This is a genomic window from Streptomyces flaveus, from assembly GCF_014647675.1.
Taxonomy (GTDB): domain Bacteria; phylum Actinomycetota; class Actinomycetes; order Streptomycetales; family Streptomycetaceae; genus Streptomyces; species Streptomyces flaveus.
In genome coordinates this window covers 207,120-224,684 of record NZ_BMPQ01000006.1, presented here as the reverse complement: position 1 = coordinate 224,684, position 17,565 = coordinate 207,120, and the positions used below count along the sequence as shown (strand labels likewise).

Annotated in this window: 11 protein-coding genes and 1 pseudogene; 10 read left to right on the top strand and 2 right to left on the bottom strand. The window is 72.0% G+C overall.

Features of this window, described 5'->3' with window-relative positions:
• Positions 1–22: 22 nt before the first annotated feature.
• The 7 genes from IEZ21_RS15395 (at position 23) to sucD (ending at position 10,801) form a co-directional block, all read left to right on the top strand.
• Complete coding sequence (locus IEZ21_RS15395) at positions 23–1,213, top strand: ATP-binding protein (RefSeq protein ID WP_189322587.1); 1,191 nt, start codon at positions 23–25, stop codon at positions 1,211–1,213.
• Entirely contained in the window at positions 1,210–3,759 is a 2,550-nt protein-coding gene (locus IEZ21_RS15390) for a DUF5682 family protein (RefSeq protein WP_246567763.1), read from the top strand. The genes IEZ21_RS15395 and IEZ21_RS15390 overlap by 4 nt, the downstream gene beginning before the upstream one ends.
• Positions 3,756–4,955, top strand: coding sequence for a VWA domain-containing protein (locus IEZ21_RS15385; RefSeq protein WP_189322443.1), 1,200 nt, complete (start codon positions 3,756–3,758; stop codon positions 4,953–4,955). The genes IEZ21_RS15390 and IEZ21_RS15385 overlap by 4 nt, the downstream gene beginning before the upstream one ends.
• A 185-nt stretch (positions 4,956–5,140) precedes the next feature.
• A complete protein-coding gene (locus IEZ21_RS15380; RefSeq protein ID WP_189322603.1) occupies positions 5,141–6,271 on the top strand; it encodes a hypothetical protein in 1,131 nt (376 codons plus the stop codon).
• 232 nt (positions 6,272–6,503) lie between these two features.
• Positions 6,504–8,234 carry a hypothetical protein gene (locus tag IEZ21_RS15375; protein WP_189322442.1) on the top strand — a complete coding sequence of 577 codons (1,731 nt, stop codon included), beginning with the start codon at positions 6,504–6,506 and terminating at the stop codon, positions 8,232–8,234.
• Between the two features lie 450 nt (positions 8,235–8,684).
• A complete protein-coding gene (sucC, locus tag IEZ21_RS15370; RefSeq protein WP_033329098.1) occupies positions 8,685–9,863 on the top strand; it encodes an ADP-forming succinate--CoA ligase subunit beta in 1,179 nt (392 codons plus the stop codon).
• 20 nt (positions 9,864–9,883) lie between these two features.
• Positions 9,884–10,801 carry a succinate--CoA ligase subunit alpha gene (gene sucD, locus IEZ21_RS15365; RefSeq protein WP_189322441.1) on the top strand — a complete coding sequence of 306 codons (918 nt, stop codon included), beginning with the start codon at positions 9,884–9,886 and terminating at the stop codon, positions 10,799–10,801.
• A gap of 134 nt (positions 10,802–10,935) precedes the next feature.
• Here the strand turns inward: sucD and IEZ21_RS15360 are convergent.
• Positions 10,936–11,754, bottom strand: a pseudogene (locus tag IEZ21_RS15360) (helix-turn-helix domain-containing protein); the annotation flags it as partial.
• Positions 11,755–11,931: 177 nt separating this feature from the next.
• Here IEZ21_RS15360 and IEZ21_RS15355 point away from each other — a divergent pair.
• Positions 11,932–13,548: a cell division protein PerM gene (locus tag IEZ21_RS15355; RefSeq protein WP_220450448.1), complete on the top strand. Its 1,617-nt coding sequence runs from the start codon at positions 11,932–11,934 to the stop codon at positions 13,546–13,548.
• A 369-nt stretch (positions 13,549–13,917) separates the two neighbouring features.
• On the opposite strand, the gene IEZ21_RS15350 is transcribed toward IEZ21_RS15355, so the two are convergent.
• Positions 13,918–14,934, bottom strand: coding sequence for a hypothetical protein (locus IEZ21_RS15350; protein WP_246567761.1), 1,017 nt, complete (start codon positions 14,932–14,934; stop codon positions 13,918–13,920).
• Between the two features lie 378 nt (positions 14,935–15,312).
• Here IEZ21_RS15350 and purN point away from each other — a divergent pair, with 378 nt between their 5' ends.
• A complete protein-coding gene (gene purN, locus IEZ21_RS15345) occupies positions 15,313–15,951 on the top strand; it encodes a phosphoribosylglycinamide formyltransferase (RefSeq protein ID WP_189322439.1) in 639 nt (212 codons plus the stop codon).
• Positions 15,948–17,519: a bifunctional phosphoribosylaminoimidazolecarboxamide formyltransferase/IMP cyclohydrolase gene (gene purH, locus IEZ21_RS15340; protein WP_373302228.1), complete on the top strand. Its 1,572-nt coding sequence runs from the start codon at positions 15,948–15,950 to the stop codon at positions 17,517–17,519. Before purN ends, purH begins: the two co-directional genes overlap by 4 nt.
• The last annotated feature ends 46 nt before the right edge of the window (positions 17,520–17,565 follow it).

The following is a 17,565-nucleotide window of genomic DNA, read 5'->3' as shown; positions in this document are numbered from 1 at the left end:
CGAGCTGGAGGGGGACCTAGCCATGCCTGTTTCCGTCGATCCGACGTCCGTCGACCCGAGCCGCGACCAGTCCGCGCCCGCGAACACGAGCGCGCGGGTGCCTGCGTCCGCGCAGGCACCCGCGGGAGAGAAGGACGAGGCGCTGCGGCCGCATGCCGAGGACGCGTTCGCCGCCGAGCTCGCCGCGCTGGCCGCGCAGGACGACCGCCCGCGCCCGACCCGCTGGCGGATGTCGCCATGGGCCGTCGCGATGTACCTGCTCGGCGGCACCCTCCCGGACGGCACGGTGATCACCCCGAAGTACGTGGGCCCGCGCCGCATCGTCGAGGTCGCCGTCACCACACTCGCCACCGACCGGGCACTGCTCCTGCTCGGCGTGCCCGGCACGGCGAAGACATGGGTGTCCGAGCACCTGGCCGCGGCCGTCAGCGGCGACTCGACGCTGCTCGTGCAGGGCACGGCCGGCACGCCGGAGGAGGCGATCCGGTACGGCTGGAACTACGCGCAGTTGCTCGCCAACGGCCCGAGCCGCGACGCGCTGGTGCCCAGCCCCGTCATGCGCGCCATGTCGGAAGGGATGACCGCGCGCGTCGAGGAGCTGACCCGCATCCCCGCCGACGTACAGGACTCGCTCATCACGATCCTGTCGGAAAAGACGCTGCCGATACCGGAACTGGGGTCGGAGGTGCAGGCCGTACGCGGCTTCAACCTGATCGCGACCGCCAACGACCGCGACCGCGGGGTCAACGACCTGTCCAGCGCCCTGCGCCGCCGCTTCAACACAGTGGTGCTGCCGCTGCCCGAGAGCGCCGACGCCGAGGTCGACATCGTCTCGCGCAGGGTCGACCAGATCGGCCGCTCCCTCGACCTGCCGGCCGTGCCCGACGGCATCGACGAGATCCGCCGCGTCGTCACCGTCTTCCGCGAGCTGCGCGACGGCATCACCGCCGACGGCCGTACGAAGCTGAAGTCGCCCAGCGGCACGCTGTCGACAGCGGAGGCCATCTCCGTCGTCACCAACGGGCTTGCCCTGTCCGCCCACTTCGGCGACGGCGTCCTGCGCGCGAGTGATGTCGCCGCCGGCATCCTCGGCGCCGTCGTCCGCGATCCGGCGGCCGACCGCGTCATCTGGCAGGAGTACCTGGAGGCGGTCGTCCGCGAGCGCGACGGCTGGAAGGACTTCTACCGCGCCTGCCGGGAGGTGAGCGCGTGAACGGATCCCTGCCGGAGGCGACGCGAGCCGAAGGCGCCGGGCGCGGTTCGGGGCCCTTGCTGCTCGGGGTCCGGCACCACGGGCCCGGTTCGGCGCGCGCCGTGCGGGCGGCCCTGGAGGCGGCGAACCCTCGGACGGTGCTGATCGAGGGCCCACCGGAGGCGGACGCGTTGATCGCGCTGGCCGCCGAGGAGGGCATGCAGCCGCCCGTCGCGCTCCTCGCGCATGTGGTGGACGAGCCGGGGCGGTCGGCGTTCTGGCCGCTGGCCGAGTTCTCCCCGGAGTGGGTGGCCATCCGATGGGCCCTGGAACACGAGGTGCCGGCCCGCTTCATCGACCTCCCCGCCACGCACACGCTGGCGTGGGGGCAGGAGGAGGCGCCCGACGGGTCCGCGGCACCGAACAGGCCGGATACGCCGGACGGGCCCGAGATGCCGGAGACACCGGACAGCGCTGTGTCCGAGGAGGCCATCCGGATCGATCCGCTCGCCGTGCTCGCCGAGACCGCCGGGTACGACGACCCCGAGCGGTGGTGGGAGGACGTGATCGAGCACCGGGGGGTGCGGGGCGGGGACGCGTTCGGGCCCTTCGAGGTGCTGGGGGAGGCCATGGGCGCCTTGCGGGAGGTGTACGGGAGCGGGGGGCACGAGCGGGATCTCGTACGGGAGGCGTATATGCGGCTCCAAGTGCGAGCGGCGCAGCGGGAGTTCGGGGACGACGTGGCCGTGGTGTGTGGGGCCTGGCATGTGCCCGCCCTGCGGCACAAGACGGCCGTCGCCGCCGACAAGGCACTGCTGAAGGGCCTGCCCAAGGCGAAGGTGGACATGACGTGGGTGCCGTGGACGCACCGGCGGCTTGCGCGGGTCAGCGGTTACGGCGCGGGGATCGACTCGCCCGGTTGGTACGGGCATCTGTTCAGCGCTCCCGACCGGCCGATCGAGCGCTGGATGACGAAGGTGGCCGGGCTGCTGCGCGACGAGGACCGGCTCGTCTCGTCCGCGCACGTCATCGAGGCGGTGCGGCTCGCCGACACGCTCGCCGCGATGCGGGGTAGGCCGCTGCCGGGACTGACCGAGACCACCGACGCCGTACGGGCCGTGATGTGCGAGGGCTCGGATGTGCCGCTCGCGCTCGTGCACGATCGGCTCGTTGTCGGCGATGTACTGGGTGAGGTGCCCGAGTCGGCGCCCGCGGTGCCGTTGCAGCGTGACCTCGCCCGGATCCAGCGGCGGCTGCGGCTCAAACCGGAGGCGCTGGAGCGGGAGTTGGAGCTCGACCTGCGCAAGGAGAACGACGCCGAGCGCAGCAGGCTGCTGCACCGGCTGCGCCTCCTGGGTATCGAGTGGGGTGCGCCTGCGGAGTCGCGGGGGAGCACGGGTACGTTCCGGGAGACCTGGCGGCTGCGCTGGGAGCCGGAACTGGCGGTGCGGGTCGCCGAGGCCGGGGTGTGGGGCACCACGGTGCTCGCCGCCGCTACCGCGAAAGCCGAGGCGGACGCCGTCGCGGCGGGCGCCCTGGCCGACGTCACCACCCTCGCGGAGCGCTGCCTCCTCGCCGAACTCCCGGACGCCCTCCCCGTGGTGATGCGGATCCTCGCGGACCGCGCCGCCCTCGACGCGGACGTCGGCCACCTCGCCCAGGCCTTCCCCGCCCTGGTCCGCTCCCTGCGCTACGGCGACGTACGCGGCACGGGCACGCACGCACTGGCCGAGGTCGCCGCGGGCCTCGCCGAGCGCGTCTTCGTCGGCCTCCCTCCGGCCTGTGCCGCACTCGACACGGACGCCGCCGAGGAGATGCGTCGCCATGTCGATGCGGTGCATGGGGCGGTGGGGTTGCTGGGAGAGGTTCATACGGAGACGTCGTCTGCGGTCGCCGGCCAAGGCCCTCCTCCGGAGGCCGACGCGAGGTCCGGCTCCGAGGCAGAGACCAAGATCGAGGCCGAGACCGCCGCCGGCCCTCGCTCCGGCATACGCGACCGTTGGCACACCGTGCTGCGTACGCTCTCCGCTCGCGACACGATTCCGGGGATCATCCGGGGGCGGGCCGTTCGACTGCTGCTGGACGACGGGGAGTTGGTGGAGGGGGAGGCCGCGCGGCTCATGGGGCTTGTGTTGTCGCCGGGGACGGCGCCGGGGGACGCGGCGGCATGGATCGAGGGGTTCGTCGGCGGAGGCTCCGGGGGCGGGATGCTGCTCGTGCACGACGAGCGGCTGCTCGGGCTGGTCGACGCATGGCTGACCGGGGTGCCGGGGGACGCGTTCACGGACGTACTGCCCCTGCTGCGGCGGACCTTCTCGGCGTACGAACCCGGGGTGCGGCGCACGCTCGGCGAGCTGGTGCGACGCGGGCCGGGAACGCGGGGGAGCGCCATGGCCACAGGCTCCGCCATACCCGGCTTCGCCCCCGACCTCGACATCGAGCGCGCGGACGCCGTCCTCCCGGTGCTGCGCCTGCTCCTGGGGCTGGACGAGAACGACGTCGCCGCCGACGACGCCGAAAACAACAACGACGCGAACGACAACGACCTTGTGGGGGTGGGCCGATGAGCAAGGAAGCGACGGGCCGGGCCGGCGCGGCCGATGCCTCCGGCGAGCGGCTTCGGCGGTGGCGGCTGGTGCTGGGCGGGGCGGAGGCGGACGGCACCGGGTATGAGCTGACCGGGCAGGACGCCGGGATGGACGGGGCGTTGGGGGCGCTGTACGGGGCCGGGGCCGCAGGCAAGGGGCGGACGGGGAAGGACCGGTCGGCGGGGCTGGGGGCCTCCGCGCCGTCGGTCGCCCGGTGGCTGGGGGACATACGGACGTACTTTCCGTCCTCCGTGGTCCAGGTCATGCAGCGGGACGCCATCGACCGGCTCGGCCTGTCCACGCTGTTGCTGGAGCCGGAGATGCTGGAGGCGGTGGAGGCCGATGTCCACCTGGTCGGCACGTTGCTTTCGCTGAACAAGGCGATGCCCGAGACGACCAAGGAGACGGCACGTGCCGTCGTACGCAAGGTGGTCGAGAACCTGGAGAAGCGGCTCGCGACGCGCACACGGGCCACGCTCACGGGCGCCCTGGACCGCAGTGCCCGTATCAGCCGGCCGCGCCACCACGACATCGACTGGAACCGCACGATCTCAGCCAACCTCAAGCACTATCTGCCCGAGTACCGGACCATCGTGCCGGAGCGGCTGATCGGTTACGGGCGCGCGTCCCAGTCCGTGAAGAAGGAGGTCATCCTCTGCATCGACCAGTCGGGTTCGATGGCGGCGTCCGTCGTCTACGCCTCGGTCTTCGGCGCCGTACTGGCCTCGATGCGGTCCATCAACACCCGGCTCGTCGTCTTCGACACGGCCGTCGTCGACCTCACCGATCAGCTCGACGACCCGGTCGACGTCCTCTTCGGCACCCAGCTCGGCGGCGGTACGGACATCAACAGGGCGCTCGCGTACTGCCAGTCGCAGATCACCCGCCCTGTCGACACCGTGGTCGTGCTCATCAGCGACCTCTACGAAGGAGGCATACGGAACGAGATGCTGAAGCGGGTCGCGGCGATGAAGGCGTCCGGAGTGCAGTTCGTGACGCTGCTCGCGCTGTCCGACGAGGGGGCGCCCGCGTATGACCGTGAGCATGCGGCGGCACTCGCCGCGCTGGACGCACCGGCGTTCGCGTGTACGCCCGACCTGTTCCCGGAGGTGATGGCGGCGGCGATCGAGAAGCGCCCGCTGCCGATACCGGACACCGGGAGCCCGGGGCGGTAAAAGAGGGGCATGCGGGGCTGGTTGGTGGAAACCGGGCATGAATGTCCAACGGGAACGGGGGGCTTGCGCAACCTCCCGACTCCCATGCAAGGATCGTCGCGACTTCAACGGTGCGCTGTGTGCCGCCCGGTCCTACCTCGTACCCGCCTCGTCCCGCCGCACGGGAGGCTTTCCCCGTCTTGACCGTGTCGACCCTGTCAGCCGCATTGCCCGGTGCCGCTCTGCGCATGACGCGCACGGCGGCCGGGCGGCGTGTGCTGCAAGTGGGGTTGCTGGTGGGCGGGTTGTTCGTACTCGGGCTGCTGTGCGGGGAGCGGGCGAACGCGGCGGACGGTGCGGCTTCGGGTGTGACGGCGACGGGCGTCGTGCGGTCGGTGACGGGTTCGGAGCAGCGGTCGGCGACTCCTGAAAGTTCCGGGTCTGGAGTTTCCGGGTCCGGGACCTCCGGCGGCATCGGGCTCGACGGCCTCGTCCGCCTCAGCGACGCCTCGTCCGAAGCCGAAGCCGAAGCCGAAGCCGAAGCCGACTCCAGCCCCAGCACCGGGACCGATGCCTCGTCCGGTTCCAGCTCGGAGTCCGGTGCCGCGACGCCGTCCCGCCCCCGCACCATCGACCCCCTGGACTCCGTCCACAAGGTGACCGCCCCGGTGACCGACCCCGTGACTGACGGAGTCCATCGCGTCGTACGCCCGGTGACCGAGCAGGTCGTCCGGCCGGTCACCGAGACCGTCGTTCGGCCGGCCGCCGATGGCGTCGTACGGCCTATAGGTGGCCTGGTGGAAGAGGTCGTGGGCGGTGGGGTTGCCAAGCCCGGGGCGCCTGCGTCGCCGTGGTGGCCGCCCCTGCGCGTACTCCCCGGACTTGAACTTCCCGCTCTCCCGCACTTGCCGGGGCTGCCCGTTCTGCCGGGCCAGACGTTGCCGGTCGGTTCGCAGCCGCAGTTGCCCGGTGGGGCGGCGGAGGAGAACGGGTCGGCCGGGCATGACGCCGGAGAGAAGTCCGGCGATCGGTCCACGGACGCGTACGGGCCGCAGGTCAGCGGTGGCCACGTGGCGCCCGATGCCGGCATGCGCGACAACGACGAGGGTGCGCGGGGTGCCGCGCAGCCGCCCGCGCATCAGGAGCCCGAGAGCGCCCCGAGGGGTGCGTTGGGGCATGGTTCCGCGGCCGACAACGGTTCGCCGCGGCACGGCGACGCGCATGCCGTCGCGTTCAGCAACCGGGCGCAGTTGAGGCTGGTGCCCGGTATCGCCGCGGTGGTCACCGTGGCCGAGACCAGGGACAGGTACCGGGACATTCCCGTATTCCCCGGCTAGGGCAACCCTTCCCGCGCTGACCTGCCGCGCGGGGGCGGAACAGGTCTGCCCGTCGTCCGGACATCTCTCCGATCTCCGGACACAGCCAACGGGATCCGGACCGGAGCCGCTGCCGACACCACCGGTCCGGGGCTCCCCGGACCGGTAACGGGATCGGCACCGCATCCGACACCGGAAGCCCCCCACTCCCGAAGTCCTCAAGTCTCGGTATCCCGAAGGATCTGAAGCACGCATGCACAAGAACATTCGCCGTTCCATAGTCATCGCCGCCGGTGTCACCGGCGCGTGGGCGCTCGGCTCCGCCGTCGCCAACGCGGACGAACTGCCCAAGTCGACCGCCTCCGTACCCGACGCGTCCCTCTCCGTGGACGACGCGGCCGGTGATGCGGCCGGTACGGTCGACAGCCCCGTCGGCGGAGTGGTCGACAACGCCCTGCACGACGTCTCCAACACTTCCGACACCGCCGACACCTCGACCGTCACGGACACGATCACCGACATCACCGGCGGCACGACGGCCAAAGCGCAGAACACCGCCACCGGTACGACGGTCAAAGCGCACGATGCCGTCACCGGTACCACCGCCAGAACAGAGGCGGCCGTCTCCGCGAAGACGAAGGCGGCCGACCAGGCACGTCAGTACGTCGAGGCCGAGTTGCCCGCCCACGAAGTCGCCCGGGCGAAGGCCGCCGCCCAGGAGGCCAAGTCCGAGGCGGCGAACGCTGTCTCCGACGCCACCCGCCCCCAGGACGAGATCGACTACCTCTTCGGCCCGCTGTCGACGTTCGCACCGGAGCTCGAGCAGGCGCTCGCCACCGCGCAGACGAAGCTCACGGCCACCGAGCGCACCGCGGCAGGCGCACCGTCCAACGCCAGGGCCACGGTCCGGCAGACGGCCGCCACCGCCGACAGGACGGCCGCGTCCCTGGGCAGGACGGCCGCTCCCGTCGGCACCACGCTCGACACCGTCCGCCAGACCGTGAACGGTGCCCCCGCCCGGGTCCAGGCCACCGTCACCTCCCTCCCCTCCACCGTCCAGGGCCTCCACGAGACCGCCACCCCGATCGTCGACGAGACCGCCGCCTCCGCACTCCCGCCCCTCGCCGCCGACGCCGTCCACGGCGTCACGCCGGTCGCCGGTGCGGCGGTCGGCGGCGTCACCCCCATCGCCGACCAGGCCGTCCACGGCGCCGTACCCGTCGCCGACCAGGCCGTCGGCGGGACGACGACGCTGGCGTACGGAGTCGTGGCCGACGCCCAGACGTACGCAGGTGGAGCCGCCCAAGGCGCCACCCCGTACGCGCACGGCGTCGTCGGCGACGCGCAGACGTACGCGTACGGCGTAGTCGGCGACGTCCCCCCATACGCCACCGGCCTCGTAGCCCAGGTCACCGAGGACACCGCCGCCTCCGCCCTCCCGCCCGTCGCCCGTACCGCCGTGGACGGTGTGGTGCCGGTCGCCGGGCAGGCCGTGGGTGACGCGGGCGTGCTCGCGGACGGTGTCGTCGGTGATGTGCGGCCCTTCGCGGATGGCGTCGTGGGTGACGTTCCGCCGGTCGCGTACGGCGTGGTGGGCCAGGCGGGCCCGTTCGCGCAGGGCGTCGTCGGGCAGGTGCCGCCGTTCGTCGAGGGCGTCGGCGGGGCCGTGCAGCCGGTCGTGGACACCGTCGTCGGTTACGCGCAGCCCGTCGTGCAGGGCGTCGGCGGCAGTGCCACGGCGTTGGCGTACGGGGTCGCGGGCGATGTGCAGCCGTTCGCGTACGGCGTTGCCGGCGAGGTCTCCCCGTTCGCGGGCGGCGTTGCCGGGCAGGTCGAGCCCCTCGCGCAGGACCTGACCGGGACCGTCCAGGCGGCCGGCGGGCCGCTGGTCCACAACGCGGCCGCCGGTGTCCAGGGCGTGGCCGAGTCCGTCACCCCGAGCTACGTGCCGGGCGCCGCACACGGCGCCGCGTACGGCATCTGACCGGACCGCCGTACGCCCAGCCGTACGGCACCCGACCGGACTCCGCAGGACGACCCGGCACCGGACAGCCGAAAACCGTCGGCTGGCCTGCCGGAAGCCTGCGGACAGGGGCGGGTGGTCCCCAAAGGGGTGGGGACCGTCCGCCCCGCAACCCCTGAGTGGCTGTTCGCGCGTTCCTCAGGGGCTGTTACAGGGGCCTCACCAGGCCGACCCCAGCCTGGTGAGGCCCTGATCAGACCCACATCGGACCCGCATCTGTGACCGTAATCACCGCTCAGGTGTGATCTGCGATTTACGACCCTGCCGTCAGCGGCGATAGCCTGCGGTACGGACATGCCGCGTGCCGGCCACCGTGCCCACGCCCTCCTAGTGACCGCGCAGTCACGTTGCCCTCGCGGCACGCCCACGGAGACCAACGAACCGCGAGATACCTGATAGGGACGGACGCGCGTGGACCTGTTCGAGTACCAGGCGAGGGACCTCTTCGCCAAGCACGGTGTACCGGTGCTGGCCGGTGAAGTCATCGACACGCCTGAGGGGGCGCGCGCGGCGACCGAGCGTCTTGGCGGCAAGTCCGTCGTCAAGGCCCAGGTCAAGGTCGGCGGCCGAGGGAAGGCCGGCGGCGTGAAGCTGGCCGCCACCCCGGACGAGGCCGTCGCCCGCGCGACGGACATCCTCGGCATGGACATCAAGGGCCACACGGTCCACAAGGTGATGATCGCCGAGACGGCTCCCGAGATCCTCGAGGAGTACTACGTCTCGTACCTCCTCGACCGCACGAACCGCACCTTCCTGGCCATGGCGTCCGTACAGGGCGGCGTGGAGATCGAGGTCGTCGCGGAGGAGAACCCCGACGCCCTCGCGAAGGTGCCGGTCGACGCCAACGAGGGCGTCTCGATCGAGAAGGCCCGCGAGATCGTCGCCCAGGCGAAGTTCCCGGCCGAGGTCGCCGACCAGGTCGCCGACATCCTGGTGACGCTGTGGGACACCTTCATCAAGGAGGACGCCCTCCTCGTCGAGGTCAACCCGCTCGCCAAGGTCGCCTCCGGCAAGGTCATCGCCCTCGACGGCAAGGTCTCGCTCGACGAGAACGCCGACTTCCGTCAGCCGGACCACGCGGCGCTGGAGGACAAGGAGGCGGCCGACCCGCTCGAGGCCGCCGCCAAGGCCAAGAACCTCAACTACGTCAAGCTCGACGGCGAGGTCGGCATCATCGGCAACGGTGCGGGTCTCGTCATGAGCACCCTCGACGTGGTCGCGTACGCCGGTGAGAACCACGGCGGCGTCAAGCCCGCCAACTTCCTCGACATCGGCGGCGGTGCCTCCGCCCAGGTCATGGCCAACGGCCTGGAGATCATCCTGGGCGACCCGGCCGTCAAGTCCGTCTTCGTCAACGTCTTCGGCGGCATCACCGCCTGTGACGAGGTCGCCAACGGCATCGTTCAGGCCCTGGCCCTGCTCGCCGAGAAGGGCGAAGAGGTCACCAAGCCGCTGGTCGTGCGCCTCGACGGCAACAACGCGGAGCTGGGCCGTCAGATCCTGTCGGACGCCAACCACCCGCTCGTGCAGCGCGTGGACACCATGGACGGCGCGGCCGACAAGGCCGCCGAACTCGCGGCTGCGAAGTAAGGAAGAGGACTCAGACCACCATGGCTATCTTCCTCGACAAGGACAGCAAGGTCATCGTCCAGGGCATGACCGGTGCCACGGGCATGAAGCACACCAAGCTCATGCTGGCCGACGGCACGAACATCGTCGGCGGCGTGAACCCGCGCAAGGCCGGCACCTCCGTCGACATCGACGTCCCCCAGAGCCCTAACGGCCTGGGAGGTGCCCCCATCGAGATCCCGGTCTTCGGCACGGTCGCCGAGGCGATCGAGAAGACGGGCGCCAACGTCTCCGTCCTCTTCGTACCGCCGGCCTTCGCCAAGGCCGCCGTGGTCGAGGCGATCGACGCCGAGATCCCGCTCGCGGTCGTCATCACCGAGGGCATCGCGGTGCACGACTCGGCGGCGTTCTACGCGTACGCGGTCGAGAAGGGCAACAAGACCCGCATCATCGGTCCGAACTGCCCGGGTCTGATCACCCCCGGTCAGTCGAACGCCGGCATCATCCCGGGCGACATCACGAAGCCGGGCCGCATCGGTCTGGTCTCGAAGTCCGGCACGCTGACGTACCAGATGATGTACGAGCTGCGTGACATCGGCTTCTCGTCGGCCGTCGGCATCGGTGGCGACCCGGTCATCGGTACGACGCACATCGACGCGCTCGCCGCGTTCGAGGCCGACCCCGACACCGACCTGATCGTCATGATCGGCGAGATCGGCGGCGACGCCGAGGAGCGGGCGGCCGACTTCATCAAGGCCAACGTGTCGAAGCCGGTTGTCGGCTACGTCGCGGGCTTCACCGCGCCCGAGGGCAAGACGATGGGCCACGCCGGCGCCATCGTCTCCGGTTCCTCCGGTACGGCCGCGGCCAAGAAGGAGGCCCTTGAGGCCGCCGGTGTGAAGGTGGGCAAGACGCCTACGGAGACGGCGAAGCTGGCGCGCGCGATTCTCGCCGGCTGAGAGTCTTCTCAGCTGCACGCTGAACGTCGGGTGGGCTCGTATCCCTTGCTGGGATGCGGGCCCATCTCGCGTTCTCCCACAGCCGTTCAGCCGTTTCGAACAGCGGTGGCGGCTCAGTGGCGCGGAGCCGTTACGGGTTTCGGGGTGGTCCGCAAGCGCTCCTTGCTCGCCAGTTGCATCAGTCTCGTCAGGCGGCGTCGTAGCTCCTGTGGATCCGCCAGGTCAGGGAAGTGCTCGGCGACGGCCTCGCGTGCGTGCAGCAGGCGGTTCACTGTCGCGGCGGTGCTCGCCTCCGTCTCGGCCGCCGTCTCCGGCAGACCGATGCCGAGGCCGTCGTGGAGGAGCAACGTGCGCCGGTACGTGGGCGGCAGGCTCAGCAGTACGGAGAGCAGACGGCGATCGCTCGGGGCGGCGGGCGGTGCGTCCGGGCGCCGGTGGCGAAGGCGCAGCCGGTGCCAGGGCGACAGCGCGTACTCGTAGGCCACCGCCCGCACCCAGCCCGCCGGGTCCGGGTCGACCGCCACCTCCGGCCAGCGTTGCCAGGCCAGTCGGAACGCACGGTCCACGGACTCGCGCGCCAACTTCCGCCGCCCGGTGAGGAGATACGTCTGCTGTACGAGGCTGGGGGCGCTGAACGCGTAGAGGGCGTCGAAGGCTTGGGCGGGGGTCAGGGTGGAGGTGGGGGGCTCGGGGGCGGGCTCGGGTTCCGGTTCGGATTCAGCCTCGGGTTCGGGCTCGTCGACCGGAGCCGGACCTGCCAGCTCCTCCAACAACCGTGCGTACGCTTCCCGCTTGCGTCCCCGTGGCGTGGCGCGGCCGGTCTCCCAGGAGCGGACCGTCTTGGGGGCGACACCCACCCTGGTGGCGACCTCGGCCGGACTCAGGGAGTGGGCCTGGCGGAGACGGCGACGTGCCGAGGGGGGAGGCAGCGGGCTGGCAGGGCTCTGGGCCACTGGATGCCCCTCCATGCGTAAAAGTGCATAAACCGCATATTGAGCGACGCGTCCAGAATTCGCCTATTACGCCGGGAAAGTGTGTGCCGTTGGGAGTATGGCCACGTGACTCACCCGACCCACTCGGCCTACTCGAGACACCCGGCCCGCCCGACCCACAGAACCGGCCGCGGCCCGATGCCGCCGCCCCCGCTCACCCGGTCGTCCGGACCGGTGCCCGGCCTCGTCGGTGGTGTCCTGGCGGCGGGGCTGGGGCTCGGCTCGGTCGCCGTAGTCGTGATGCTTCTGTGGATCAGTTCGCCCTACCCGGACAGCGGTCCCGACGGGGCGTTGCACATCGCCGCCGCTCTGTGGCTGCTGGCGCACGGCGTCGAACTCGTCCGCACCGAGACGCTCTCCGGCGTACCCGCGCCCGTCGGCGTCACCCCGCTGCTCCTGGTCGCGCTGCCCGCGTGGCTGCTGCACCGGGCGGCGCGCGGCGCGGCGGAGGGCAGGGGTACGGGACGGCCTGCCGCCTGCAGGGCGTGGGGCGGTGTGGTTGTGGGCTATCTGGCGGTCGGCGCGGCGGTCGTGCTGTACGCCTCGGGCGGTGTGTTGCGCCCGTCGTGGGCGGTGGGCGCCGTATGGCCGCCGCTGCTCGTCGTGGCTGCGGCGGGGACGGGGGTGTGGACGGCGTACGGGCGCAGGGGCGGGCCCCTGCCGCTGTTCGTACGCCGTGCCCTCCCCAAGGGCGTACGTCGTCTCATCGCGGGCGGTGTTCTCGTGGCCGCCGGGCGCGCGACGGGGGCCGGGGTGGCGGTGCTCGTAGGGGGCGGGGCCCTGCTGGTGGGCGTTTCGCTGGTCTGGCACGGAGCGCCGGCCCGCGCCTCGCTCCTGGAACTCACCGAAGCGTGGTCGGGCCGTTTCGCCGTACTTCTGCTGGCGCTGGCCCTGCTGCCGAACGCGGCGGTGTGGGGCACGGCGTACGCACTCGGCCCGGGCTTTGCTCTCGGGGCCTGGCACGTGACGGATCCCTTGTCCTCGTCCCCCGCACCTATGCTGCCGCCCTTTCCTCTGCTGACGGCGCTGCCGGACGCGGGCCCTGGAACCCCGCTGAACTGGGCCGCGGCGATGGTGCCGCTGCTCGCGGGGATGGCGGTGGCGTGGTTCGCGGTGGCGGCGGGTGTGCCGCGGGTGCCGGAGGGCGGTGGGTCGGGGGACGTGGGCGCGACGGCGCCCGCGCGCGCCGAGGCCTGGTCGCGCGGGCGGATCGCCGGAACCGTGGCGCTCGCGGCGCTCCTGTGCGGGCTCGCCCTCGCGGTGCTCGCCGCCCTGGCCGGTGGGCCCCTCGGGGTGGCCGCCCTGGCCGACTTCGGCCCCGTCTGGTGGCAGACGGGGCCTGCGGCGGCGGGGTGGATCGCGGGGGTGGGGGTGCCGGTGGCGGTGGGACTGCGGGCGTGGCGTCTGCGCGAGCCGCGGGCGCGGCAGCCTCAGGGCGTGTCCAAGTCCTGGCCCGCCTGGGCTTGGCTCGCCTGGCTGCGGCTGCCGCGGCTACGTCGCCGGGGGGCGCCGTCTGCCGGCCGCGAGGAACCTGGCTTCGAGCCGTATGCCTTCCTGCCGATGGACCCCGTCGAATCGTCGGAGCCCTTCGCTCCCGGGGCGGCTGGGGTGGGAGGGGTTCTTTCCCCAGGCCCGCCCCTTCCCGAAACTGGGGCTGCGCCCCAGGCCCCCGCCAGGGGGTGGTGGGTGACAGTCGTGTCGCGGCTGCGGGCCCGTCGTGGCTGGTCGCGCCCACGCGGCGGAGCCGCAAATTGATACAGCCCCGCGCCCCTGAAAAACCAAAGCCTGCGGCTGCCCGCGCCCGAGAAAGCCCGCACCCCGAACAGGCCCGCACCCCTGAAGGCCGCGCCCCGGGAAAGCCCGCACCCCGATGAAACCCGCAGTTTCCCTCCGGCGGGAGGGGGCGTGGGCCGGTGCGTCGTATGCCCGTCGCTTAGCTTCGGTCTCGGAGGACCAGGGCCTTGTACCCGGCCAGGGTCGTATGCCCGGCCTGCGACGGGCTGACGCACCGGCCCACGACCCCGCCACCCCCCACCCACCCAGGGGCGCGGGGAACGGCGCGACCAGCCACACTCAACCCGCACCCAAAAACGAACCCACCCGCCCAACCGCCGGAGGCAACCGTCAGCTCTGCGAACCCAACAACCCCCGCAACTCCTCCGGCAGGAGCTTGTCGCAGGACTCCCTCGCCGTGTTGGTGAGGGAGTCGTTCACGCACGTGTAGTAGTCGCGGTACACGAGCTGGGCCGTGAAGCCGGCCGCGACCATCGTGAGGGCCAGGGACGCCGTGACCAGGCCGCTTATCGCCGCCGTGGTCTGGGGGCGGGCGCCGGAGCCGGGCGGGGGCGGCGGGGTGTCCGGGTCCGGGGTGCGGGGCTTGGTGCGTAGGGCGCTGATGCCCCAGTACAGGGCCAGCGCGCCGAGCAGCAGCGCGACGTACGGCCAGCTGAACAGGGAGAAGAAGAAGGCCCACATGCCCGAGAGCAGGGCGTACCGCGCGCGGCGCTGGGACGGGTCCGTCGGGTCCCAGCGCGGACCGGCGTCGGGGCCGCCGGATCCTTCCGGGCCGCCCTGTCCGCCGGGCCCGCCCGAGGAGCCGGGCCGGTCACCGAAACCGCCGCCCTGCGCGGGCCCCGGCTGCCGGTCGCTCCACTGGCTGCCCCACGGTGAACGCCCGCCGTTGCCGCCCTGCCCCTCGTCCGGCCCCTGCCCGTCCGCGGGCCGGCGCGGTTGCCACGGCCGGTCGGGCGCGTCCTCCGGCGGAGGCGCGAAGGGGTTGTCGTCCGCGGGCGGAGGGGCTCCCTGCCCACCCTGCGGCGACGAGCCCTCGGCCGGGTTCCCGCCACCGGAGGCACCCGAGGCGCCGGAGGGCTGCGCCGAATCGCCCTCCGACCCCTCACCCTCACGCGGCGGAGTGGCCGACGAGGACGAGTGCCGCTCCCGCAGCAGCAACCCTTCGCGCCCGCCTGCCTGTACAGGCACGACCCCGGACGGCCGGGCGGACGCGAACGACGGGAAGGACAGCGGGACGGACAGGAAGGACGGGACGAACGCACCCCGCCCTCCTCCCTCCGCGACCCCCGAGGGGCCGGACGCGAAGGAGGGGAGGAGTGGGAGGAGTCGGAGGCTGCGGTCCGGCATCAGGTGTGCGTCTTCCCCTTGGCGAATCGAGTCTGCGATTCAGTCGGCGAGTCAGGTTGATGGATCAAGCTGGCGGGTCGGGCTGGTCGAGCGTGCGGTGGAGCAAGCGGATCGGAGCGGGCGGCGGGCGTCGTGTCCGAGTTTCGTCCCCGCCCCTGGTCAACGTCCCATGCGGCAGAGGCGTTCCCCCCACGTGGACCGTGTTCCCCGGCGGATCCTCCCCAGACGCTACCTTCCGGCCACGCCCCCGTCCCAAGAGGGCCGATCGCTGTGCCGGTATCGTTGCTGACGGTCGGCCGCTTCGTAGACTTCCCCGTATCAGGGGGCGTGAAGCATTCGTACGACCCTACAAACGCTCTCCCGAGAAAGGGCCTCGCCGTGGCCGCCAATCCCGTGGCCAAGCGCCTCGTCGTGCTGGTCTCCGGATCAGGTACGAACCTGCAGGCTCTCCTCAACGCGATCGCGACGCAGGGCAGGACCGTCTACGGGGCAGAGATCGTCGCGGTCGGCGCCGACCGCGACGGCATCGAGGGCCTCGCCCGTGCCGAGCGCGCGGGCCTGCCCACCTTCGTGTGCCGCGTGAAGGACTACGCGACCAGGGACGAGTGGGACAGCGCGCTGACCGAGGCCACGGCGGCGTACGAGCCGGACCTGGTCGTCTCGGCCGGGTTCATGAAGATCGTGGGCAAGGAGTTCCTGGCCCGCTTCGGCGGCCGGTTCGTGAACACTCACCCCGCGCTGCTGCCCAGCTTCCCGGGAGCGCACGGCGTCCGCGACGCCCTCGCGTACGGCGTGAAGGTCACCGGCTGCACCGTCCACTTCGTCGACGACGGCGTCGACACCGGCCCGATCATCGCTCAGGGCGTGGTCGAGGTCCGGGACGAGGACTACGAGGACGAGGGTGCCGCTCTCCATGAGCGCATCAAGGATGTCGAGCGAAGGCTGCTCGTCGATGTCGTGGGGCGGCTCGCCCGTCACGGCTATCGCATTGAGGGACGAAAGGTAGTTATCCCGTGACCGCCGAAGTGACCACGGAAGGCACACAGCGCCCGATCAAGCGTGCGCTCATCAGCGTCTACGACAAGACCGGGCTCGAAGACCTCGCCCGCGGGCTGCACGAGGCCGGGGTCGCACTCGTCTCCACCGGCTCCACCGCAGGCAGGATCGCCGCCGCCGGCGTCCCGGTCACCAAGGTCGAGGAACTCACCGGGTTCCCCGAGTGCCTGGACGGCCGGGTCAAGACGCTGCACCCGCGCGTGCACGCCGGGATCCTCGCCGATCTGCGGCTCGAGGACCATCGCAACCAGCTGGCCGAGCTGGGCGTGGAGCCCTTCGACCTCGTCGTCGTGAACCTCTACCCCTTCACCGAGACCGTCGCCTCGGGCGCCTCGCCCGACGAGTGCGTCGAGCAGATCGACATCGGCGGGCCCTCCATGGTCCGCGCCGCCGCCAAGAACCACCCCTCCGTAGCGGTCGTCGTCAGCCCCGACCGCTACGGCGACGTGCTCAAGGCGGTCGCGGACGGCGGCTTCGACCTCACCGCGCGCAAGCGGCTCGCCGCGGAGGCGTTCCGGCACACCGCCGAGTACGACGTGGCGGTCGCGGGCTGGTTCGCCGGCGACTACGCGGGCGACGGCGGGGAGTTCCCGGGCTTCATCGGCGTCACGTACGAGCGCAAGAACGTGCTGCGGTACGGCGAGAACCCGCACCAGCCCGCCGCCCTCTACACCGGCGGCTGCGGCGGTCTCGCCGAGGCCGAACAGTTGCACGGCAAGGAGATGTCGTACAACAACTTCACCGACACCGACGCCGCGCGCCGGGCCGCGTACGACCACACCGAGCCCTGCGTCGCGATCATCAAGCACGCCAACCCGTGCGGCATCGCGATCGGCGCGGACGTCGCCGAGGCGCACCGCAAGGCCCATGCCTGCGACCCGCTGTCCGCCTTCGGCGGCGTGATCGCCGTCAACCGGCCGGTGTCCGTGGCGATGGCCGAGCAGGTCGCCGAGATCTTCACCGAGGTCATCGTCGCCCCGGACTACGAGGACGGCGCGGTCGAGGTCCTGGCCCGGAAAAAGAACATCCGCGTCCTTCGCTGCCCCGAAGGGCCGCAGCCTCCGGCCGAGTTCAAGCCGATCGACGGTGGCGGTCTCGCCCAGATCACGGACGTGCTCCAGGCCGAGGGCGACGACCCGGCCAACTGGACCCTCGCCACCGGCGAGACCCTGTCCGCCGACGAGTTGGCGGACCTCGCCTTCGCCTGGCGGGCCTGTCGGGCCGTGAAGTCCAACGCCATCCTGCTCGCCAAGGACGGCGCTTCGGTCGGCGTGGGGATGGGGCAGGTGAACCGGGTCGACTCCTGCAAGCTGGCCGTTGAGCGCGCCGGGGCCGAGCGGGCCCGTGGTTCGTTCGTCGCGTCGGACGCGTTCTTCCCGTTCCCCGACAACATCGACGTCCTGGGCGCCGCAGGCGTCAAGGCGATCGTCCAGCCCGGCGGTTCGGTCCGTGACGAGCAGGTCGTGGAGGCCGCGCAGAAGGCGGGCATCACGATGTACTTCACGGGGACGCGGCACTTCTTCCACTGACACCGACGCTGATACCGACTGGAAGCGCGAACGGCCCGCCGGTCAC